This window comes from Janthinobacterium sp. GW822-FHT07H11, from assembly GCF_058798615.1.
This window is the reverse complement of record NZ_CM179507.1, coordinates 2,847,508-2,866,799: the sequence shown is the minus strand read 5'-3', so window position 1 is coordinate 2,866,799 and position 19,292 is coordinate 2,847,508. Positions and strand designations below refer to the sequence as shown.

21 protein-coding genes are annotated in these 19,292 nt (G+C 64.2%); 12 read left to right on the top strand and 9 right to left on the bottom strand.

Annotated features, from left to right (window positions below):
- Positions 1 to 16 precede the first annotated feature (16 nt).
- The 7 genes from flgG (at position 17) to AC3RCJ_RS12820 (ending at position 6,408) form a co-directional block, all read left to right on the top strand.
- Positions 17 to 805, top strand: a complete 789-nt coding sequence (gene flgG, locus AC3RCJ_RS12850; RefSeq protein ID WP_167389655.1) for a flagellar basal-body rod protein FlgG — start codon at positions 17 to 19, stop codon at positions 803 to 805.
- Positions 806 to 816: 11 nt separating this feature from the next.
- A complete protein-coding gene (flgH, locus tag AC3RCJ_RS12845; protein ID WP_492958678.1) occupies positions 817 to 1,479 on the top strand; it encodes a flagellar basal body L-ring protein FlgH in 663 nt (220 codons plus the stop codon).
- 9 nt (positions 1,480 to 1,488) lie between these two features.
- Positions 1,489 to 2,601 carry a flagellar basal body P-ring protein FlgI gene (locus AC3RCJ_RS12840; protein ID WP_492958676.1) on the top strand — a complete coding sequence of 371 codons (1,113 nt, stop codon included), beginning with the start codon at positions 1,489 to 1,491 and terminating at the stop codon, positions 2,599 to 2,601.
- Positions 2,601 to 2,993, top strand: coding sequence for a rod-binding protein (locus AC3RCJ_RS12835; protein ID WP_492958674.1), 393 nt, complete (start codon positions 2,601 to 2,603; stop codon positions 2,991 to 2,993). Before AC3RCJ_RS12840 ends, AC3RCJ_RS12835 begins: the two co-directional genes overlap by 1 nt.
- 80 nt (positions 2,994 to 3,073) lie before the next feature.
- The gene (flgK, locus tag AC3RCJ_RS12830; protein WP_492958672.1) at positions 3,074 to 4,438 is read left to right on the top strand and encodes a flagellar hook-associated protein FlgK; all 1,365 of its coding nucleotides are present in this window, start codon (positions 3,074 to 3,076) and stop codon (positions 4,436 to 4,438) included.
- 9 nt (positions 4,439 to 4,447) lie between these two features.
- Positions 4,448 to 5,359, top strand: coding sequence for a flagellar hook-associated protein FlgL (flgL, locus tag AC3RCJ_RS12825; RefSeq protein WP_492958670.1), 912 nt, complete (start codon positions 4,448 to 4,450; stop codon positions 5,357 to 5,359).
- 5 nt (positions 5,360 to 5,364) lie between these two features.
- Positions 5,365 to 6,408 (top strand): hypothetical protein, encoded by a 1,044-nt coding sequence (locus AC3RCJ_RS12820; RefSeq protein WP_492958668.1) that lies wholly within the window; start codon positions 5,365 to 5,367, stop codon positions 6,406 to 6,408.
- Here the strand turns inward: AC3RCJ_RS12820 and AC3RCJ_RS12815 are convergent.
- From AC3RCJ_RS12815 to AC3RCJ_RS12805, 3 genes are all read right to left on the bottom strand, one after another.
- Positions 6,368 to 8,569, bottom strand: coding sequence for a putative bifunctional diguanylate cyclase/phosphodiesterase (locus AC3RCJ_RS12815; RefSeq protein WP_492958666.1), 2,202 nt, complete (start codon positions 8,567 to 8,569; stop codon positions 6,368 to 6,370). The two genes, AC3RCJ_RS12820 and AC3RCJ_RS12815, sit on opposite strands and share 41 nt — an antisense overlap.
- A 125-nt stretch (positions 8,570 to 8,694) precedes the next feature.
- On the bottom strand, positions 8,695 to 9,540 hold the full coding sequence (locus AC3RCJ_RS12810) for a DUF5672 family protein (protein WP_492958664.1): 846 nt from the start codon (positions 9,538 to 9,540) through the stop codon (positions 8,695 to 8,697).
- A gap of 130 nt (positions 9,541 to 9,670) precedes the next feature.
- Positions 9,671 to 10,114, bottom strand: a complete 444-nt coding sequence (locus tag AC3RCJ_RS12805; protein WP_492958662.1) for a hypothetical protein — start codon at positions 10,112 to 10,114, stop codon at positions 9,671 to 9,673.
- A gap of 194 nt (positions 10,115 to 10,308) precedes the next feature.
- Between AC3RCJ_RS12805 and AC3RCJ_RS12800 the strand changes: the two genes are divergently transcribed.
- A complete protein-coding gene (locus AC3RCJ_RS12800) occupies positions 10,309 to 10,776 on the top strand; it encodes a PACE efflux transporter (RefSeq protein WP_492958660.1) in 468 nt (155 codons plus the stop codon).
- On the opposite strand, the gene AC3RCJ_RS12795 is transcribed toward AC3RCJ_RS12800, so the two are convergent.
- Positions 10,752 to 11,633 carry a LysR family transcriptional regulator gene (locus AC3RCJ_RS12795; RefSeq protein WP_492958658.1) on the bottom strand — a complete coding sequence of 294 codons (882 nt, stop codon included), beginning with the start codon at positions 11,631 to 11,633 and terminating at the stop codon, positions 10,752 to 10,754. The genes AC3RCJ_RS12800 and AC3RCJ_RS12795 overlap by 25 nt on opposite strands.
- Before the next feature lie 65 nt (positions 11,634 to 11,698).
- Between AC3RCJ_RS12795 and AC3RCJ_RS12790 the strand changes: the two genes are divergently transcribed.
- The gene (locus AC3RCJ_RS12790) at positions 11,699 to 11,902 is read left to right on the top strand and encodes a DUF3460 family protein (RefSeq protein WP_492958656.1); all 204 of its coding nucleotides are present in this window, start codon (positions 11,699 to 11,701) and stop codon (positions 11,900 to 11,902) included.
- 6 nt (positions 11,903 to 11,908) lie between these two features.
- Here the strand turns inward: AC3RCJ_RS12790 and AC3RCJ_RS12785 are convergent, their stop codons facing one another.
- Positions 11,909 to 12,658, bottom strand: a complete 750-nt coding sequence (locus tag AC3RCJ_RS12785; RefSeq protein WP_492958654.1) for a YcbK family protein — start codon at positions 12,656 to 12,658, stop codon at positions 11,909 to 11,911.
- A 99-nt stretch (positions 12,659 to 12,757) separates the two neighbouring features.
- Positions 12,758 to 13,594: an EAL domain-containing protein gene (locus AC3RCJ_RS12780; RefSeq protein ID WP_492958652.1), complete on the bottom strand. Its 837-nt coding sequence runs from the start codon at positions 13,592 to 13,594 to the stop codon at positions 12,758 to 12,760.
- Between the two features lie 232 nt (positions 13,595 to 13,826).
- Here AC3RCJ_RS12780 and AC3RCJ_RS12775 point away from each other — a divergent pair, with 232 nt between their 5' ends.
- A complete protein-coding gene (locus AC3RCJ_RS12775; protein ID WP_492958650.1) occupies positions 13,827 to 14,639 on the top strand; it encodes a class II glutamine amidotransferase in 813 nt (270 codons plus the stop codon).
- Between the two features lie 60 nt (positions 14,640 to 14,699).
- Here AC3RCJ_RS12775 and AC3RCJ_RS12770 read toward each other — a convergent pair whose 3' ends face one another.
- Positions 14,700 to 15,230 (bottom strand): GNAT family N-acetyltransferase, encoded by a 531-nt coding sequence (locus AC3RCJ_RS12770; protein ID WP_492958648.1) that lies wholly within the window; start codon positions 15,228 to 15,230, stop codon positions 14,700 to 14,702.
- Positions 15,231 to 15,533: 303 nt separating this feature from the next.
- Here AC3RCJ_RS12770 and AC3RCJ_RS12765 point away from each other — a divergent pair, with 303 nt between their 5' ends.
- The gene (locus AC3RCJ_RS12765) at positions 15,534 to 16,589 is read left to right on the top strand and encodes a sulfate ABC transporter substrate-binding protein (protein ID WP_492958646.1); all 1,056 of its coding nucleotides are present in this window, start codon (positions 15,534 to 15,536) and stop codon (positions 16,587 to 16,589) included.
- A 163-nt stretch (positions 16,590 to 16,752) separates the two neighbouring features.
- Positions 16,753 to 16,971 carry a TOBE domain-containing protein gene (locus AC3RCJ_RS12760; RefSeq protein ID WP_034757699.1) on the top strand — a complete coding sequence of 73 codons (219 nt, stop codon included), beginning with the start codon at positions 16,753 to 16,755 and terminating at the stop codon, positions 16,969 to 16,971.
- A gap of 55 nt (positions 16,972 to 17,026) precedes the next feature.
- Here AC3RCJ_RS12760 and AC3RCJ_RS12755 read toward each other — a convergent pair whose 3' ends face one another.
- Together AC3RCJ_RS12755 and AC3RCJ_RS12750 are read right to left on the bottom strand one after the other, a co-directional pair.
- On the bottom strand, positions 17,027 to 17,776 hold the full coding sequence (locus AC3RCJ_RS12755; protein WP_492958644.1) for a LytR/AlgR family response regulator transcription factor: 750 nt from the start codon (positions 17,774 to 17,776) through the stop codon (positions 17,027 to 17,029).
- Positions 17,773 to 19,032 carry a sensor histidine kinase gene (locus AC3RCJ_RS12750; RefSeq protein ID WP_492958642.1) on the bottom strand — a complete coding sequence of 420 codons (1,260 nt, stop codon included), beginning with the start codon at positions 19,030 to 19,032 and terminating at the stop codon, positions 17,773 to 17,775. Before AC3RCJ_RS12750 ends, AC3RCJ_RS12755 begins: the two co-directional genes overlap by 4 nt.
- Positions 19,033 to 19,292 lie beyond the last annotated feature (260 nt).

Below are 19,292 nucleotides of genomic sequence, written 5' to 3'. Positions count from 1 at the left end.
ATTCAAGGAGCAATACATGAATCCAGCAATGTGGATCAGCAAGACCGGCGTGCAGGCACAAGATGCCAAACTGCAAGCCATCGCGAACAACCTGGCCAACGTCAACACGGTCGGCTTCAAGCGCGACCGCGTCGTCTTCGAAGACCTGTTCTACCAGGTCGAGCAGCAGCCGGGCACGCAGCGCGCCGACAATACCCTGTCGCCCTCGGGCGTGCAGCTGGGCAACGGCACCCATATGGTCGGCACGCAAAAGGTGTTTACCACCGGCAGCCTGCAAACGACGAGCCGCGAATTCGACGTCGCCATCACCGGCAACGGCTTCCTGCAGGTGCTGCGTCCGAACGGCGAAGCGGCCTACACGCGCGCCGGCCAGCTTGGCATCAATGAAAACGGCGTGATGGTCAACGCCCAGGGCTTGCCGCTGGTGCCGCAGATCACCGTGCCGAACAATGCCACGGCGATCACCATCGGCGAAAACGGCATGGTCACGGCCACCGTGCCGGGCAATGTCAACGGCACCCAGCTGGGGCAGTTGAACCTGTCCAGCTTCATCAATCCGACCGGCCTGCTGGCACTCGGTGAAAACCTGTTCCAGGAAACGGCATCGAGCGGCACGCCGACGGAAGGCCGTCCCGGCGAAGGCGCGCTGGGCAAGCTGAAACAGTTTGCGCTGGAAGGCTCGAACGTGCAGGTGGTGGAAGAGATGGTCGACATGATCGCGGCCCAGCGCACCTATGAAATGAATACCAAGGTGCTGTCGGCGGCCGACAATATGCTGCAATACCTGGCGCAAGCGGCACGCTGATGACGGTCGCCATGAAAGCCGCGGCGGTCCTGCTGCTGGTGTTGACGGCCGGTTGCGCCAGCCGCCCGGCCGCGCCCGTGGCGCCCAGCTTTTCCGACACGCCGCTGCCGGTGGCGCCGCGCAGCGCGGCGCGCGGCGGCGTGGGCGGCGGCGTCTTCAATCCCGATGCGGGCCTGGACCTGATCTCGGACAGCCGCGCCTTCCGCGTCGGCGACGTCGTCACGGTGGCCCTGCAGGAAACCACGCAGGCCAGCAAGAAGGCCGGCACCTCGTTCAACAAGGGCTCGTCCGTCGGCGTGAAGGCGGCCAACCTCCTCGGCAAGACTTTCCCCAAGACCGGCATCGACCTGTCGGCCGACCGCAACTTCGCCGGCGACGCGACCAGCACGCAGCAAAATGCGCTGTCCGGCGCCATCACCGTGATCGTGCAGGAAGTGCTGCCGAACGGCTTGCTGCGCGTGCAGGGCGAAAAGACGCTGACCCTGAACCAGGGCGAGGAATTCGTGCGCCTGCGCGGCTACCTGCGCGCTGCCGATATCGATTCGAACAACCAGGTGTCCTCCTTGCGCATCGCCAATGCGCAGATCGCCTATTCGGGCCAGGGCACCCTGGCCGAAGCCAACACCCCGGGCTGGCTGACGCGCTTCTTCGTCGGCCCGTGGATGCCGTTTTAAGGTCACATCATGAAATTTCGCTCCGCCCTGCCCCTCGCCGCCATGCTGGCCGTCCTGTCCGGCCTGTCCATGCCCGCCTCGGCAGCGCAAGTGCTGCGCAACCTGGTCAGCATCGAGGGCGTGCGCGACAATCCGCTGGTCGGCTACGGCCTCGTCGTGGGCCTGAACGGCAGCGGCGACACCACCCAGGTGAAATTTTCCAGCCAGTCCGTGGTCAACATGCTCAAGCAGTTCGGCGTGAAGATGCCCGATGGCGCCGAAGCGAAAAGCAAGAACGTCGCCACCGTCATGGTCAGCGCCGTGTTCCCGCCGGGCTACCGCCGCGGCCAGGCCATCGATGTCACCGTGTCCTCGCTGGGCGATGCGAAAAGCCTGCGCGGCGGCACCTTGCTGCTGACGCAGCTGCGCGCGGCCGACAATGAAACGTATGCACTGGCGCAAGGCAACGTGGTCGTTGGCGGCCTGAACGCCACCGGCAAGAGCGGCTCGTCCGTGACCGTCAACACGCCCACCTCGGGCCGCATTCCCAACGGCGCCAATATCGAGCGCGAAATCCTCAGCGACTTTTCCACCAGGCCTTCCGTCACCCTGAACCTGCGCCATCCGCATTTCGAGACGGCCATCAACATCGTCGAAGCCGTGAACCGCCGCTTTGGCGCCGTCGCCACCACGCGCGACGCCACCAGCGTCGATGTGCTGGCGCCGGAAAATCCGACCCAGCGCGTGGCCTTCATGGCCAAGCTGGAAGCCTTGAGCGTCGATGTGGGCGTCGATACGCCGAAAGTGGTGTTCAATTCGCGCACCGGCACCGTGGTCATCGCCGAAGGCTTGCGCGTGAAGGCGGCCGCCGTCACGCACGGCTCGCTCAAGGTGGTCATTTCCGAAAGCTCGGCCGTGAGCCAGCCGGCGCCGTTCGGCCGCGGCCAGACCACCGTCACGCCGCAGTCGAAGGTGTCCGTCGACCAGGGCAACGGCAATATGTTCAAATGGCCGGCCGGCGCCAAGCTGCAGTCCATCATCGACGTGGTCAACAGCCTGGGCGCCTCGCCCGATGACATCATGGCAATTTTGCAGGCGCTCGACCAGGCCGGGGCCATCGAAGGCGAACTGGTGGTCATATAATGATGAATATCAACGACAACAGCGGCGCCCTGCCCTCGGCGCTGGAAGACAGGTCCCCGGCGGCAGCGGCGCCGGCCGATCCGCGCTACGCGGCCAAGGCCACCGAGGCGGCCGTCAAGTTCGAAGCCTTCTTCATCTCGCACATGCTGCGCCAGATGCGTTCGGGCACGCGCGAGATGGCCGGCGAAGACAGCGTGTATAAGGATCCCGTGAACAGCGACATGCTGGAAATGGCCGACAACCTGGTGGCCGACAAGATGGCCGGCCAGCGCGCCTTCGGCATCGCCGACGCCATCCTGCGCCAGCTGCTGCCGGCGGCCCCGGCCAGCGCCGCCGTCAAAGGCGCTGTGCAAACAGACAATATTGCAACGGCGCTTAATAAACCCGTCTAATGCGTCGCCTGTTGTAGATAAGCACGATACAGGCTTGCCGCCCGGCGCATGCCGCACTTACCACGAAAGAATATTGCCCAATGAGCATCATCAGCAATGCCTTGTCAGGCAGCATCGCCGCCCAGGCCGCACTCGGTGCGGCCAGCCAGAATATCGCCAACCTGCAAACGGTCGGCTACACGCGCCAGGGCGTCCTGCTGGCGTCGCTTGGCGCCGGCGCCGGCGCGCGCTCCTCGGGCAATGGCGTGGAAGTGTCCGCCCTGCTGCGCTTCGCCGATGCCTACAAGAGCCAGCAAATGTGGCGCGCCGCCTCGGACCAGGGATTCCGCTCGCAGACGCAGCCCTACGTGACCCAGCTGGAACGCATCATGGGCGACGACACATCGAGCATCAGCAATGGCATCGACGGCTTCTTCAAGGCCCTGAACGCGGCCGCCGTCGATCCGACCTCGTCGCCGCTGCGCCAGCAAATCATCACGGCTGCCGATGCCATGTCGCAAAATTTCAACAGCATCAGCAACGTGATGAATAACCAGCTGCTGTCGGTGCGCCAGCAACGCGAAGCGATCGTGCCGCAAGCCAATACCGCCCTGTCCAGCATTGCCAAGCTGAACGAACGCATCAGTACCTCGACCGCCGCCGGCACCAATGTCTCGGCACTGATCGATGCGCGCGACCAGCTGATCGACGGCCTGGCTTCGCAAATGGCCATCGAAGTGACGGACCAGGCGGACGGTTCGCGCGATATCTCGCTCAAATCGGGCCAGCCGCTGGTGCTCGGCTCAATGAACGGCACCCTGAGCAGCAAAATGTCCGCCTCGGGCGAGCAGACCCTGGACGTGAAATTCGCCAACTCGATCTTTCAGCTCGACAGTGTCGCCGTGGGCGGCCAGCTGGGCGGCCTGGGCGAATTCGAGGAAAATACCTTGAAGCCGATGCTGCAATCGGTGCGCGACCTGGCCAGCACGCTGTCCACCAAGGTCAATGACCAGCTGGCGGCCGGCAAGACCATGGCCGGCAGTGTGGGCGGCCCGCTGCTGGTGTACGCCAACGGCAGCTTGTCCATCACCAAGAATTTCACGGCCGCCGACCTGGCACTGGCGTCGCCCACGGGCGCGGCCGGCGACAGCAAGAACCTGCAAGCCCTGATCGACATCAAGAACCAGTCCGCCAACGTCACCTGGGTCGGCAAGGTGCTGATCAGCGATGCGGATACGCAACTCGTGGGCAAGCTGGGCATCTACAGCCAGCAAAACCAGTCGCTGCTGAAAACGGCCGACACGGTGCGCACCCAGGCGGTCAACGACTGGAAATCCACCAGCGCCGTCAACAAGGACGAAGAAGCGATGAACCTGGTGGAATTCCAGAATATGTACCAGGCCAACATGAAAGTCATTTCGGTAGCCAATACCCTGTTTGACGCCACCCTGCAAATGATGGGCTAAGGAGAAGAAATGCGTGTCGCCAGTAACCAGTACCAATCGCTGATCAATATTTCAATTCAGCAAAACCAGGACCGCATCAATTTCCTGACGCAGCAAATGTCGTCGGGCTTGCGCATCCAGCTGCCCTCGGACGATCCGATCGGCAATGTGCGCATTTCGCGCCTGACGCGCGAGCAGGCGATGGTGACCCAGTACAAGGAAAACATCGCGTCCGTGAAAACGCGCCTGCTGAAGAATGAAAACTACCTGTCGAGCATGGTGACGGACATGGGCCAGGCGCGCGACCTGCTGGTCTGGGCCGCCGACGGCAGCAATGCGCCAAGCGACCTCAATGCGATGACCGAATCGCTGCGCGCGATGCGCGACAGCGTGTTCTACACCTCGAACCTGAAGGACCAGGAAGGCCGCTACATGTTCTCCGGCACGGCCACGGATACGCCGGCGCTGCAGTACGACGACAGCAAGCCCGTCGGTTCGCGCTACAGCTACATGGGCAACACGGAAAGCCAGACCGTCGTCGTCGGCAATGGCGTGACGCAGGCGGCGAACGTCGACGTGAAAAACCTGGAAACCTGGCTCAACAAGATGGATACCACCATCGCGGCGCTGAGCGCCGCCAACGTCAATCCGGCCGACCCGGCCACCCGCGCCATCGTCCTGGCGGGCCTCGATGGCACGGATGACGGCATGAATTTACTTTCGGGCAAAGTCGCCATCTTCGGCGGCGCGCAAAACATCCTGACCACGCTCGACAGCAACCTGGCCAACGTGTCGCTGTCGAACCAGACCGCGCTGACGGACCTGAAAAAGGCCGATATCGGCGCCGCCGCCATCGAACTGACCGGTTATCAGACCGCCTTGCAGGCCACCTACAAGGCGTACTCGAAAGTGGGCAATCTTTCCTTGTTTGATCTTCTCTGACCATCATGCAAATCGTCCAGACCTCGTCTTCTTCCGGCCTATCGGCCAAGGGCACCGGCACGACGCGCGTCGCCGATGACGCGTCCGCCGCCATCGATGGCGGCGCCGGCACGCGTGCGCAGGGGGCGGCCTCGCGGGGGTCGGCGGCGACGCTGAAACGGGGCCTGAGCAACTGGGACCACCAGTTGCAGGGCGAGATTTCCAACGCCCAGCAAACGCTCGACTACCTGGAACGCAGCAGCAGCCAGCTGCAAGCCTTGAAAAGCGAACTGGCCGCCAAGCTGGCCGCGCGCCAGGGCCGCGACGGACAAGTCGAGGCGCGCGTGCGCCAGTTCAGCAATACCTGGCGCCAGCGCGCCAGCGCCTCGGGCGGCACGCTCGACGCACAGCTCGGCTACACCAGCCCGCAGGCGGCGCAGCAGAATTTCACCATCCGCGGCCTGACCATGGCCAGCCTGCAGGAAGGTCCGCAGGAAGTGCTGGCGTTCTCCGTGGGCGGCGCGAACCAGGCTTTGCGTTCGGTCAATATCGAACCAGGCCTGAGCGAGGCGGAAATCGTCGCCCGTTTCGACCGCGCCCTGATGCCGTCGAATATCCGCGTCAAGCAGGGCGAGAATGGCGAACTGGTGTTCAGCACGCCCGAGGCTTCCTGGGCCGGCGTGCGCGACAGCCTGTCGGTGCGCGGCAACGGCATCCGCTTCCCCACCGGCCAGATGAACCGCGTGCGGACCGATATGGAACCGGCCGCCATCGCCCCCGAAGAGTGGGATACCAGCGACGTGGAAGCCTTGCGCGCCACCCTGCAGCAGGTGGTGCAGGCGCTGGCCCATCTGCAGCAGGCGCGCAGCTCCGTCAGCCTGGCACTGGCACAGGCGACCGGCCGCGTAGCCAGGGCGCAGCCGGTGGAAAGCCATGTCAAGATGGATACGCTGGCCGAACACTTCACCGAAAAGGCCAGCAAGCCCGGCTATGAATCGCTGCTGGCGATCAGTTCGGCCCTGGTCGGCATCAGCCGCGAACGGGTGGTTGCGCTGCTGGGCTTGCGCTAGGCGGGCATTGCGCCGCCAGCATGGCACTCAATTGCCCGGCGGGCACCGCGCCTGAAAATACATAGCCCTGCGCATAGTCGCAACCGGCGGCCCGCAGCAAGTCGCGCTGCGCCGCCGTCTCCACCCCTTCCGCCACCACCTTCAGTCCCAGCCGCTGCGCCAGCGCGATGATCGCTTCGCACAGGGCCAGTTCGGCCTCGCCCTGCTCCAGCGCCTGCACCAGCGAAGGATCGATCTTGAGAAAGTCGATATCGAATTTCTTCAGGCATGACAGCGAAGCGTAGCCGCTGCCGAAATCGTCCAGCGCCAGTTCCAGGCCCATGGTGCGGAACTGGCGCAGCCTGTCGATCACCTGGCGCGCCTCGTCGAGCAGCACCCCTTCCGTGATTTCGATCACGATGGCGCGCGGCGGCAGGCCTTCGCGCGCCAGGTGCTCGCTCCAGCCCTGGTAAAAGGCGGCGTCGCAACGGAACTCCATCGGCGACTTGTTGATGCTGATCTGGAAGTCCGCCCCATGCTCGGCTTGCCACAGCTGCGCCTGGCGCACGGCCTGGCGGAAGACCCAGTCGCCGATATCGGCGATCAAGCCGTTCGATTCCGCAAACGGGATGAAGTCGGCCGGGCTCAGCAAGCCGCGTTGCGGGTGGCGCCAGCGCAGCAGCGCTTCGGCCCGGTGCATGCTGCCGTCGCGCAGGCTGATGATGGGCTGGTAGTGGATTTCGAACTGCTGCTGCGCCAGCGCCTGGCGCATCTCGCGCGCCGTGTTGCGGCGCAGTTCGGCCGCCTGCTGCAGGGCCGGCGTGAAATAACTGTAGCAGTTGCGGCCCGCGTTCTTGGCCGCGTACATGGCCTGGTCCGCATGGCGCAGCAAGGTCTCCGTATCATCGGCATCGGCCGGGTACAGCGCCACGCCCACGCTGGCCGACACCTGCGCGTTGTCGCCGTCGAGCAGGAAAGGCATGGCCAGCGCCGCGATCAGTTCCTGCACCACCCTTTCGATGCCGCCCAGCTGCCCCACGCCGGCCAGGATGACGGTGAATTCGTCGCCGCCCAGGCGCGCCACCGTATCGGTCGCCCGCACGCGCTCGGTGATGCGGCGCGCCGCCTCGCGCAGCAGCTGGTCGCCCTTTTCGTGGCCCAGGCTGTCATTGACCTGCTTGAAATGGTCAAGGTCGATGAACAGCAGGGCCAGGTAGCCGCCCTCGCGCTTGGCGCGCCGCGCATCGTTGCGCAAGCGGTCAAGAAACATATGCCGGTTGGGCAAGCCCGTGACCTGGTCGAAATTGGCCTGCTGCCAGATGCGTTCGGATGCCTCGCGGCGGGCCGTGATATCGCTGACCAGCGCCAGCGCGCCCAGGTAAGTGCCATGCGCATCGAAGATGGGATTGGTGGCCAGCGTCGCCCACAGGGCGCTGCCGTCGCGGCGCAGGAACTTGAATTCATGGCGCTCGGCGATACCGTCCTGGCGCCGTGCAATGTTGCGCTCCAGGATGGCGCGCCCCTCGTCATCCATGAACGCCAGCAGCGGCTTGCCCAGCACGTCCTCGATCCGGCAGCCGAGCATCTGCGCCATCTTCGGATTGACAAAGCTGGTCAGCGCCTCGGCGTCGATTTCCCAGATGCCCTCCTCGGCGCTGTGCACGATGCGCCGGAAACGCTCCTCGCTGCGTTCGAGCGCGGCCAGCTTGCCTTCGGCCTGCTCCAGCACCAGCCGCAGCGTCTGGCCGCCGGGGTCGGCGCTGCCCAGCAGGCTCACCGGCAAACCCGGCTCGTGCGCGCCAGGGCGCAAGCACACCTGCAACTGGATGCGCTCCGGCTCGCTGCTATTGAGCACGCGCTGCACGAACTGCTCATAATCGTGGCGGAACGCCTCATGCACATAGGCGCGGAACAGCACATGGCCGGGCCGCTCCCGCGGCAAGCCGAACAGCTCGGCTGCCACCAGGTTGATCTGCAGGATCACGCCATCGAGGCCGAGCACGAAATAGGCGACCGGCGCCAGCAGGTACAAATCATTGAAATAGGCTTGCTCGCGCTCCACCCTGACGCGCTCGGGGCTGAACACGCCATCGTCGATCAGGGGCGCGGCAGGGCGCAGCGCGCGCTCGTCGGCGCGCGCAGAGGAATCCAGACTGTGTGCCGCATGTGGTATGTCGTCCATGCTTGTCCTTTGCACCACCGCCATCGCGTTCAGGCGGACGCAGACCCGAGACTAGCATGCAGGGCGCGCAGTGTCGAGCGAAGCATGCCAGTATGCCACTTTCGCCACAGGCGCGACGGGAACGGCTACGCCGGCGGCGCAGCCGGGCGCGCACGGCCATGCGTGAGCGCGTGCAGGCCGGCGCGCAAGGCCAGCAGGCAGGCATCGCCGAGCAGCGCCGCGCCGCCGTTGACGCGCCGGCGCAGCACCCGCGCCGCCATCCGGTAGCGGCCGGAGCGATACAACTGCTTGATCATCCCGCGCGCGGCCGGCGCATGCATCGTGGCATCGTCGCACAGGCCCAGGTAGCGGCCCAGTTCCGCGTCGTCCAGCACCTGGCCGAAGTTGAAGAAGCCATGGAAGCCGAACGTGGGACCGGTGGGCGCGATGCCTTCGAACGCAAAGCGGGACGCCAGGCCCGCATCGGCGAAGCGCATGCCGAATTCCTGGCGCAGGCGGTCGCCATGCAGTTCGCAGATGGCATAATCCTCGGGATGGGGCTGCGCGATGGAGAGCTGCGGCAAGGCATCGTACAGGCGCCGCGAACGCAGCGAAAAGCCGCCATTGCCGACCGCCACCGGGCGATGCGACCATGGCGCGCCGATATAGTCGCAGGCCAGGAACGCGCTCTGCCATTGCCGCGGATGCACGATGAAGCTGTCCCATTGCATGATGAGCACATGCGTGCCGCTGAAATGCGCGCCCAGCTCATGCACCATGAATGCGGAATACGCCTCCACGCTCTCGATGGGGGCGATCAGCACCTGGCGTATATGCGCGGGCAAGTCATGCAGGCGGGACGTAAACAGCAGGCATTCCTTGAACTCGGCGCCGGCAAGGCAGCGCTCGATGGCGAACCTGGCCAGCTCAGGATAGCGCGTTTCCACGCACACAAGGCTGATATCGCGCAGGTCCAGCTTGTCATTATGCATGGTGGGTATTTCGTCGGTGAACACGGTGGAAGGCACGCGCCGGGCGTGGCATATTTTGCAACGCCGCATCATACAGCGCAAACCACCTCCCGACAAGCGGCATGGCCGCCTTGCCAGCAAGGAAAACGGCTCAGCGTCCCATGCGGCGCCGGCGCAGGCCAAAGTCGTGTCCGACCACCAGCAAGGTGCTGGCCACCAGGCTCGACAGCCCCACGATCAGCTGGATCAGCTTATCATCAGGCAAGATCCACAGCGACGAGTCCGGCGTCTCGCAACCCGTGGCCGCGCTGATCAGGGGTGCCACCCAGGCCGCGTCCGGCGTCACGTCGAGCACGACGGCGCCGTCGGCGCTCGTCTGCATATAGATGTCGCCGCCTTCGGCCAGGGTAAAGCAGATGCCCACGCCCGTTTCCGTGGCGCGGATATTGTCCTGCATGCTGCGGTTATGTTCCTCGATCCACACTTCCACGTCGTACGGTGTTTCCAGGTGTTCCCAGGGACGGGGACGGAAACGCGGGCGCTCGTCCGCGCTGGCGGGGGTATCGGGGATGTTGCTGTCTGCTGCGCCTTGCATGCTCGTTGACCTTTTCTGCGGTGATGTTCCGCGGTGATGCACGGGAGCGGTTGCCCGCCAGCCGCCATTATCCACCGTTCACGGCCAGCATGGTATTGCTGGCGCATATACATCAGAAAAACTGACAGCTATTAACTTTTAACATCAGCAAGACTGACTTAACATACGCAGCTACTCTTCCTTACAGGCTTTACATGCAAGGCATCAAGCGCAAAATCGTCTATGTCACCGCCTTTGAAATCATCGGTATGGCCATTTCCACACTCTGGCTGACCCTGCTTTCGGGCGAGTCGCCCACCAGCACGGGGCCGCTGGCGATCATGATCACCAGCATTGCCGTGATCTGGAACCTGCTCTACAACACGGCCTTCGAATACTGGGAAATCCGCCAGGTATCGCGCACGCGCACCGTGTGGCGCCGCATCCTGCATGCGATCGGCTTCCAGATCACCCTGGTCGTCTACCTGATCCCGCTGATCGCCTGGTGGCTCGATATCAGCCTGTGGCAAGCCTTCGTGCTGGACTTCGCGCTGATGCTGATCATTCCCTGCTACAGCTTCATCTTCAATTATTTCTTCGACGGCCTGTTCGGCGTGCCCCTGTCGGCGCAGCAGCCGAAAGAAGAGCCCGCAGAGGTTCAGGCAGCTTCGCTGAGCAACTGAAGAAAGGACCGCGCCGCCATGCCCAGCGGCCGGTCCTTCATCCACACCAGGTGGATGGGCACGACCAGGCCGTTGCCCGTATTCTTGAACGCCACGCGGCGCACCCTTCCTGCCGCCAGCGCATCCTTGATGGCCGAGGCGGCAAAATTACCCCAGCCCAGTCCCGCCTCCACCATCGCCAGCGCCATCGGCAAGCTGTCCGTGCGCCAGTAGGACAGGCCCACCACGGGACGCGCATCGGCCAGGTCGAGTTCCCGGCTGGCAACGATGATCTGGCGCAAGTTCACCAATTCCTCGATGTACAGCGGCTGCCCGGCCGCGCTGGGCGGATGCTGCGTGGAAATAATCGCCAGCAAGGCATCGCTGCCCACCAACTGGAACTGTTCCGCGTGATTGATGCGCCCGCCCGCGAAGGCCATGCAGGCGCTGATGCGGCCCCGGTGCAGCATGTCGAGCACGTCGTCCTGCGGCGCCGTCAGCACTTCGATGTCGAGCAGCGGGTGGCGCTGCGACAGCGCCCGCACGGCGCGCAAGAATGGCGCATGGTCGAGTTCAGCCGCCACGCCCAGCGAAATGCGGCTTTCCAGCCCCTGCGACAATTCCTGCACATGCAGGTGCAGCTGCTTCAGCTGCTCGGCGATCAGGCGCGCATGCGGTATCAGGGCCGTGGCGGCCGGCGTGGGCACGGCTTCGCGCGCGCCCCGGTCGAACAGGACGATGCCCAGTTCGGCCTCGATGTGCGCGATGGCCATGCTGACGGCGGACGGCGCCCGCCGCAGCGCGCGCGCGGCGGCCGAGAACGAGCCGCCGTCGACGACGGCCAGGAACAGTTCGATGTTATGGCTGGACAGTTTCATGGGGATCCAAAAAGGCGGCACTTTCCGGCGCGCCGGCGGTCGAATCGTGTATGGAAGGAGGCCATATGCACCATCGACTGCCCTACCGCCGCAGCGGCTATGTCTCGGAATTCACGCGCTTCATCGACGCTTACCTGCGCGACCATCCCGAGGCGCAAACGAGCCAGCGCCAAGGCTGGCGCATTTACTGGGAACGCCCCGTGAATTTCGACGCATGGCGGCGCGCCGGCACCGATAGCGTGCCGGAGCCGCCGTATCACTACGACTAAAAAACCTTAGCCCTTCCAGGTGCGCTGCAAGCCCGTATCGGCATGGATCCAGCCGCCGCGGGGGCCGGAGCGATAATAAAAGCCCACGCCGCCCTGCTTGAAGCTGCGCACCAGCGAGCCGAGCACTTCCGCGTTCAGATTCGCCACGCGGATGTCGGCGGCGCGGCCCGAGATGTGCAGCGACTGGCGCGCGGCCGGCACGCCCGCTTCGCGCAGGCGGCTGTTCGACTCGGCCGTGCGGTAGCCCGACAGGATCTCCAGCGGCTGCTCGATGCCGTAACGGGCCACGAATGCCTGCGTGCCCCACAGGGTTTCCAGCAGTTTCGGGTCGATCGCCGCCGTCTTCTTGCCGTTCACGTCGCGCAGCAAGTGGCACAGTTCCTGGTAGGCCGAATCGATGACTTCGCCATCTTTCCAGTACAGCAATTTCGCCTTTTCATTGCTGGCCGGGCGCACCACTTCCAGCGTGCGCGGCTTGAGCCAGAATTCCAGGTCCAGCGCCTGCGCGTCAAAGATGTCGGGCGGCGGTTCCAGTTCCGTCATCGGCTGGCGCACCGGCGAGGTGAGCGAGCGGTCGACGCTGGCCAGTTGCGTCGGCTGCGGCGGCACCGCCGTGCGCGGGGGACGCGGCTTGGCGCTGGCCGAGGCCGATGCGGGGGCGGCCGTGCGCGAAGCGCAGCCGATGAGCGGAGTGGCTACCAGGCCCAGCGCGGCCAGGCCCATACCGTGGTGTAGAAAATTTCTGCGCGATGCCATAGTCAGTCCAATGTAACGATACGAATACTATAGCGTATTGTGCGCAGAAGAAAAACCCTCCACGCCTATCGTACCGGCCTGATTGCACCGCATTTGGCCTCACGCCACCGCCGCGATGCGCGCGCCGCCCGCCTGCGCCTGCGCCAGCGCGCTCAAGGGCTTGTCAAGCAAATAACCCTGTGCCACGATGGGCAAGCCGGTGGCGGCGGCGATGCGCCGCAGCGCGGCCAGGGCCGCCGGCGTGTCGAGGCGCTTGAAGACCACGCGTATCTTCGCCGCATGGCATACGGTGACGAAGCTGGCAACGGCCTGCTCGTCGCTGAGGTTGCCCGCATCGAGCTTGAACGCGTGCGGGTGCAAGCGCTCCAGCAAGCCGCTTGCCTCCTGCACGCTGGCCACGTTGATGGCCAGGCGGAAACCATTGCGCCGGTAATTGTCCGCCACGTAATTGAGCAGCCAACCCTGGTTCGGCGTGACCGCCGGCAATTGCAGCACGATGCGCTCGATCGGCAGGCCCAGCGCGTCGAGGATGCGCTGGAAGGCATGGCCGTGATTGCTGCTGACGGCGCTCAGCAGGCGGTCATGCACGTTCAGGTACAGGTCCGACTGCTCCGCTTCCGGCTGGCGGAAGAAATTAATCGCGTGCAGCATGCGGCACAGCCTGTCCAGCTCCACCGATTCGTCGTCGCTGGCCGCGTGGTCGAGCAGGCGCCACAGCGACAGGCCTTCGTCCGCCTTCGACACGCTGCGCGCCAGGCCCTCGAACGCCACCGGCTTGCCGCTGTCGAGTTCGCGCAGCGGCTGGAAGGCGCTGGTCATGGTGCAGTTGAAAAAGCGCCCCAGCGCCCGCCCCTCCTCGTCGAGCCAGACACTGGTGCCGGCCTGGGTTTGATGCGACAGGCGGGCCAGATAGTTCTTCAGGACGGGAAACGGCATGGATGCTCCTTCAAAGGCTGCGGCGGCTGCCGCGTGGGGCGGCCGCTGCCAAAGTGTGCAGAATAAGACGGGGCAGACCAAAGGAGAACGAATGGTTTCGCCATTTGATATGCAGCCAGCGCATAAGCGCGCGCGGCGGCGCGCGCATATCGATATGCGGAAACAATCGTTCCGCCCCCCTGCCCCAGCCTTTACTGTTTCCCCGTACCGATATCATCAGGAAGGCCCCATCATGTGCCAGTTACTCGCAATGAACAGCAGCAAGCCCGCCACCCTGGATTTTTCATTCGCCGGCTTTGCCGAACGGGGGGGACGCACGGACGAACATCGCGACGGCTGGGGCATCGCCTTTCATTCCGGCGGCCACTGCACGCTGCTGACGGATCACCTGGCGGCCATCGATTCGCCGCTGGCGGCGCGGCTGCTGCGCCATCCGGTGAAGGCCAGGAACATCGTCGCGCACATCCGCAAGGCCACGCAGGGCCGCATCGCGCCGGAAAACACCCACCCGTTCGCCCGCGAACTGTGGGGCAAGACCTGGTCCTTCGCCCACAATGGCGACTTGAAGACGTGGAGCGCGCCGCCGGACGCGCACTACCGCGCCAGCGGCGACACGGACAGCGAGCGGGCCTTCTGCCACCTGCTGGCCAGCCTGCGCGCGCGCTTCCCCGGCGGCGAACCGGCGCGCGACCTGCTGCGGCAGGCGGTCGCCGCCATCGCCGCGGAGATCGCCGCGCACGGCAGCTTCAACTTCATCCTGTCGGACGGCGAAGTGCTGTTCGCCCACTGCTCCACGCATTTGCACTATGTGATACGCGAGTATCCGTTTTCCGTGGCGCAGCTGATCGATTGCGAGCGCAGCATCGATTTTCGCCAGCACAACCACCTGGACGACCGCATCGCCGTGATCGCCACGCATCCGCTGACGCAAGACGAAGCGTGGGTGGCATGCGCGCCCGGCGAACTGCACCTGTTTGCGGGCGGCGCCCTGCAAGCGGCAACGGCAGCGCCGCCGCACGGCGTGTATATCCAGATCAGTTACTGAGGAGCGCGTCCAGGCGCGGGAAAGGCCCGCCGGATGGACGGGCAGAGGGAAGGCAGGCCGTCAGGCCGAATTGCAGTTGCAAAAGCGCTTGCGCTTGGGGTCGCCGCTGCCGATACCCGCGGGATCAATTTGTTTCCAGCAAAAAATAGTTTCCACGCCATATGGCGAACGCACATTGCCCGCTTCCACATAACCGTGCTTGACGAAGAAGGCCTGGCTGCTGGCCGTGCTGTGCAGTTGCAGGGCCTTGATGCCCCACTCCCTGGCCTGCGCTTCGAGCCGTTCGACCAGGGCCCTGCCCGCGCCCCGGCCTTGCGCCTCGGGCAACAGGTAGCACAGCGCCAGCTTGCCGGCGCGCGTCAGCAGCGCCACGCCGACGACGGCGCCCGCGTCGACGGCGACCAGCGAAAAATTGGTGGGCGACGCAAACCAGCACGCCACCATCTGCGGTGTTTTATTGCCCAGCCATGCTTCCAGGATGGCCGGATCATCGCGATGATCAAGGCTGCAGCATTCGACGATCGAGCGTCGTAATACATTGCACGCCTCGAAAGCGTCAGTCGATGTTGCAATACGAATTTCAAGACTCATGTACGCTCACAAAATATTCCAGTTGCCGATGCAGGCGGTTTTTCACCCTGTATCGCGCGATTCGACTATACACCAAGCGGCGCGATCGGGTTTTTTCGCGCAACGCCACGAGTCGCTTTTGCCTATGACGCAATGCTTGCAGGCTAAGCCCTGATGCGCGCCTTGCCCACGAATCATTTCAAAAATGTATATATGTTTTTTGGAGCAAACGGGAATCGGATCTAAGCATATTACGAAAAATTCGTTTCTTTTCCGGCCGGAATTTTAGACTATGGCTGTCTATTCTCACAACAAGAGTTAAACATGTCCAATCAAAACGCCGTATCGACCACCGCCCTGGCGCTCGCCCAACGCTCGCGCCGCTGGTTCCTGGCCAGCGCCCTGGCCGCCTCGGCCGCCGCCATGAGCCTGCCCATGGCCGCCAGCGCCGCCGAACCGGTGGTCTTGCTGAACGTGTCCTATGACGTGATGCGCGAATTGTTCAAGGATGTGAACCCCGCTTTTATCGCCGACTGGCAAAAGAAAACCGGTGAAACCATTACTATCAAGCAATCCCATGGCGGCTCCAGCAAGCAGGCACGCTCCGTCGCCGACGGCCTGGAAGCGTCCGTCGTGACGATGAACCAGGCCAACGACATCGATTTGCTGGCCGACCGCGGCCTGGTGGTGGCCGACTGGGCGAAGAAATTCCCGAACAACGCGGCGCCGTTTTATTCCACCATGGTATATCTGGTACGCAAAGGCAATCCGAAACAGATCAAGGACTGGGATGACCTGGCCAAGCCCGGCATCAAGGTCATCGTGCCCAATCCGAAAACCTCGGGCAATGGCCGCTATACCTACCTGGCAGCCTGGGGCTATGCCGTGAAAAAAGGCGGCAGCGAAGCGCAGGCGCGCGAGCTGGTCACCAAGCTGTTCAAGAACGTGCCCGTGCTCGACGGCGGCGGCCGCGGCGCCACCACCACGTTTACCCAGCGCGAGATCGGCGACGTGCTGGTGACGTTTGAAAACGAAGTACAGCTGGTGCGCAAGGAATTCGGCGACAACTTCGAAGTCGTCTATCCGAGCGTCTCCATCCTGGCCGAGTCGCCCGTGGCCGTGGTCGACAAGGTGGTCGACCGCCGCGGCATCCGCAAGGAAGCCACGGCCTACCTGCAATACCTGTACTCGGAACCGGGCCAGGAAATTGCCGCCAAGCACTTCCTGCGCCCCCGTTCGGCGGCGGTGGCCAAGAAATACGCGGCCAGCTTCAAGCCGATCACCCTGTTCACCGTCGACGAGGTGTTTGGCGGCTGGAAGCAGGCGCAAAAGAAACACTTTGACGATGGTGGCGAGTTCGATAAGATTTATCAGAAGTAATCTGATCTGCATCAACAAACAACCGGGACGTATCCCGGTTTTTTCATGTCCGAGCCTGTTTGCGCATAACCATATGCGCATCGATTCGTAGCCAAAACCTGCCGCGCACCGTACTCTGGCCTTGTCGCGCCGCATGGCGTATTACGGGTACAAAGGAAACAGCATGGCTATCTCGGAAGTGAATGTACGCAACCAGTTTCGCGGCAAGATCAAGGAAATCATCTTCGGCCCCGTGGTGTCGGAAGTGGACGTCGAAACGCCGCACGGCATCGTCACCTCGGTGATCACCTCGCGCTCGATCAAGGACCTCGATCTCAAGGTCGGCAGCGAAGTCATCGCGCTGGTCAAGTCGACGGAGGTGTCGATCGCCAAGATCCAGTAAGCGCCACCGCCGCCACCCGAACGCCCCGCCCCGAGCGGGGCGTTCGCATGGCAGGCTAATCGCGGAACAAATGCGTAAACGTGCGGCTGACGGGCAGTTTTTCCGTGCTGCCCCGCAGCAGCACCTGCATGCGCTCGGCGTCGATGCGCTCGGCCGCCTCGATGGCTTTCACGTTGACCATGGTGCCGCGGTGGATCTGCCAGAACTGTTCCGGGTCCAGCCCGCCCAGCAAATCCTTGAGCGGCGTGCGCACCAGCGCTTCCGAGCCGGCCAGCACCACGCGCGTGTACTTGGTGTCGGCCTGGAAAAACAGTACTTCATTGACGTCGATCAAACGGATCTGCTTGCCCACGCTGGCCCTGATCCATTTCAGTTTTTCACGCGGGGGCGCCGGCAGCGCCGCGCGCAGCGACTGCAGCAACTGGGCCATGTCGGCCGGCTGGGCGCCAAGCTTGTCGCGCAGCCGCTGCAGGGCCCGCGCCAGGCGCTCGGCCTGCACGGGTTTCAACAGGTAGTCGACGGCGCCCGCGTCAAACGCGTCCACCGCATACTGGTCGTAGGCCGTGACGAACACGACGTGGGCGCGCTTGCCGATGCGCTCGGCCACTTCCAGGCCCGACAGCCCAGGCATGCGGATGTCGAGGAAGACCACGTCCGGTTCGTGCTCGAGGAAGCCGTCCCAGGCGTCGTTGCCGTTTTCCGCCACCAGCACCAGCTGCGCTTGCGGCCACGCCTGCGCCAGCATCGTTTCCAGGCGCTCGCGCATCAGCGGTTCATCCTCGGCGATCATGATCCTGGTGTTCATGCCATCGCTCCGGCAGCGAGGGCTGCAGGCAGCGGCAGCAGGATATCGGCAAGCACGCCGCCCTCCTCGCCCTCGCGCATGTCCAGCCGGCCGGCCGGCGCGCCGCCGTGCGCGGCCAGTTGCAGGCGGCTGCGCACGTTTTCCAGGCCCAGTCCGCCGCCAGGCGGCGGCACGGGCGCCCGGGCCAGGCCCACGCCCGTATCCTGCACGCGCAGGCGCAGCATGCCGTCAACTTGCTCTGCTGAAATATTGACTTCGCCACCGCGCAAGGCTGGCTCGATGCCGTGCTTGATGGCGTTTTCCGCCAGGGTCAGCACGATCATGCTGGGTATCATGGCCTGCGCGAAGGCGGGCGGCAAGTCCAGGCGAAAGCGCAGGCGCGGCCCCATGCGCGCCTGCATCACGCGCAAATACGCTTCCACCATGTCGAACTCGCTTTGCAGCGGCACGCGCTCGCTGCGCATCTCGGCCAGGCTGGCGCGCAGGAAGGCGATCAGGTCGGCCGTCAGCGCGGCCGCGCGCGGCGCGCCCTGCTCGGCCAGCTGCTGCACGGCGCCCAGGGTGTTGAACAGGAAATGCGGCTCGATCTGGGCGCGCAGCAGGCGCAGCTGGGATTCGCTCAACTCGCGCGCCAGCCGGTCGCGCTCGGCATCCTGCTGCAGTTTCAAGGTCAGCGCCTCGAACTGGCGGTTGCGCCACATGGCGACGATGCCGATCGGAATGATATACAGCAAGCCGACGACCAGCAGGGCCACGCCGACATTGCGCGCCAATTTTTCGGGCGAGATATCGACAGGCTTGTCGCCGAACACGGCGGCCGCGCCCATGCCGATGGCCAGGCCGCCCAGGCAAGCGAGCACGATGCGCAGCACCGGCATGGCGAGATTGCCCGACACCAGCTTGCGGTAGCTGAACCACACGCCCATCAGGCCGCAGGCCAGCGAGAAGCCGATCAGATTGCTCAGGATGAGCGCCTCCATCCAGCTCGTTCTTTCCGGCAACAGCAGATGCAGCAGCACGCCGGCCGCGCTGAAAGGCAGCAGCAGCTTGGCCGCCGCCTGGTAGAAGCGGATGCCCTTGTACTTCAGCAGGAAGTCGCGAAATTGCTGGCGCTCGATCAGCGACATGCTGGCCAGGCGGGTGCCGATGAAGCGCCGATGGCCAGGCGGCAGCGTGGCGGCGGCCTCCGGCGTCTGCAACACCAGCAAGGCATCGTCATCCATTTGCCTGTGCCACTTGGCTATTTTCCCCCACATATTGCGTTCTCCTTGGCAAGTTCATCATGCATGAACGCAGTCTACGATGCTGGCGGCCCGCGCCACGGCGGCAAGCGACGAAACACGAACTGACGGGTACCAGCGACGAACTTTCCGGCCATGCCAGCCGATGGATGCCGAGTCCGGCAACAAGATGGTGGAAATAGTACGAAGTTTCCGAACTGAAATCAATAATTGGAGAACAATTTTCACTCGGGCAATAGTTACAGCCGGGATCACGGTTTTTTTCACGATTTGGC

Bases quoted from the DNA above. Each gene is read 5' to 3' on its own strand.
- flgG (WP_167389655.1), top strand. From the start codon at position 17: ATGAATCCAGCAATGTGGATCAGCAAGACCGGCGTGCAGGCACAAGAT.
- flgH (WP_492958678.1), top strand. From the start codon at position 817: ATGAAAGCCGCGGCGGTCCTGCTGCTGGTGTTGACGGCCGGTTGCGCC.
- AC3RCJ_RS12840 (WP_492958676.1), top strand. From the start codon at position 1,489: ATGAAATTTCGCTCCGCCCTGCCCCTCGCCGCCATGCTGGCCGTCCTG.
- AC3RCJ_RS12835 (WP_492958674.1), top strand. From the start codon at position 2,601: ATGATGAATATCAACGACAACAGCGGCGCCCTGCCCTCGGCGCTGGAA.
- flgK (WP_492958672.1), top strand. From the start codon at position 3,074: ATGAGCATCATCAGCAATGCCTTGTCAGGCAGCATCGCCGCCCAGGCC.
- flgL (WP_492958670.1), top strand. From the start codon at position 4,448: ATGCGTGTCGCCAGTAACCAGTACCAATCGCTGATCAATATTTCAATT.
- AC3RCJ_RS12820 (WP_492958668.1), top strand. From the start codon at position 5,365: ATGCAAATCGTCCAGACCTCGTCTTCTTCCGGCCTATCGGCCAAGGGC.
- AC3RCJ_RS12815 (WP_492958666.1), bottom strand. From the start codon at position 8,569: ATGGACGACATACCACATGCGGCACACAGTCTGGATTCCTCTGCGCGC.
- AC3RCJ_RS12810 (WP_492958664.1), bottom strand. From the start codon at position 9,540: ATGCATAATGACAAGCTGGACCTGCGCGATATCAGCCTTGTGTGCGTG.
- AC3RCJ_RS12805 (WP_492958662.1), bottom strand. From the start codon at position 10,114: ATGCAAGGCGCAGCAGACAGCAACATCCCCGATACCCCCGCCAGCGCG.
- AC3RCJ_RS12800 (WP_492958660.1), top strand. From the start codon at position 10,309: ATGCAAGGCATCAAGCGCAAAATCGTCTATGTCACCGCCTTTGAAATC.
- AC3RCJ_RS12795 (WP_492958658.1), bottom strand. From the start codon at position 11,633: ATGAAACTGTCCAGCCATAACATCGAACTGTTCCTGGCCGTCGTCGAC.
- AC3RCJ_RS12790 (WP_492958656.1), top strand. From the start codon at position 11,699: ATGCACCATCGACTGCCCTACCGCCGCAGCGGCTATGTCTCGGAATTC.
- AC3RCJ_RS12785 (WP_492958654.1), bottom strand. From the start codon at position 12,658: ATGGCATCGCGCAGAAATTTTCTACACCACGGTATGGGCCTGGCCGCG.
- AC3RCJ_RS12780 (WP_492958652.1), bottom strand. From the start codon at position 13,594: ATGCCGTTTCCCGTCCTGAAGAACTATCTGGCCCGCCTGTCGCATCAA.
- AC3RCJ_RS12775 (WP_492958650.1), top strand. From the start codon at position 13,827: ATGTGCCAGTTACTCGCAATGAACAGCAGCAAGCCCGCCACCCTGGAT.
- AC3RCJ_RS12770 (WP_492958648.1), bottom strand. From the start codon at position 15,230: ATGAGTCTTGAAATTCGTATTGCAACATCGACTGACGCTTTCGAGGCG.
- AC3RCJ_RS12765 (WP_492958646.1), top strand. From the start codon at position 15,534: ATGTCCAATCAAAACGCCGTATCGACCACCGCCCTGGCGCTCGCCCAA.
- AC3RCJ_RS12760 (WP_034757699.1), top strand. From the start codon at position 16,753: ATGGCTATCTCGGAAGTGAATGTACGCAACCAGTTTCGCGGCAAGATC.
- AC3RCJ_RS12755 (WP_492958644.1), bottom strand. From the start codon at position 17,776: ATGAACACCAGGATCATGATCGCCGAGGATGAACCGCTGATGCGCGAG.
- AC3RCJ_RS12750 (WP_492958642.1), bottom strand. From the start codon at position 19,032: ATGTGGGGGAAAATAGCCAAGTGGCACAGGCAAATGGATGACGATGCC.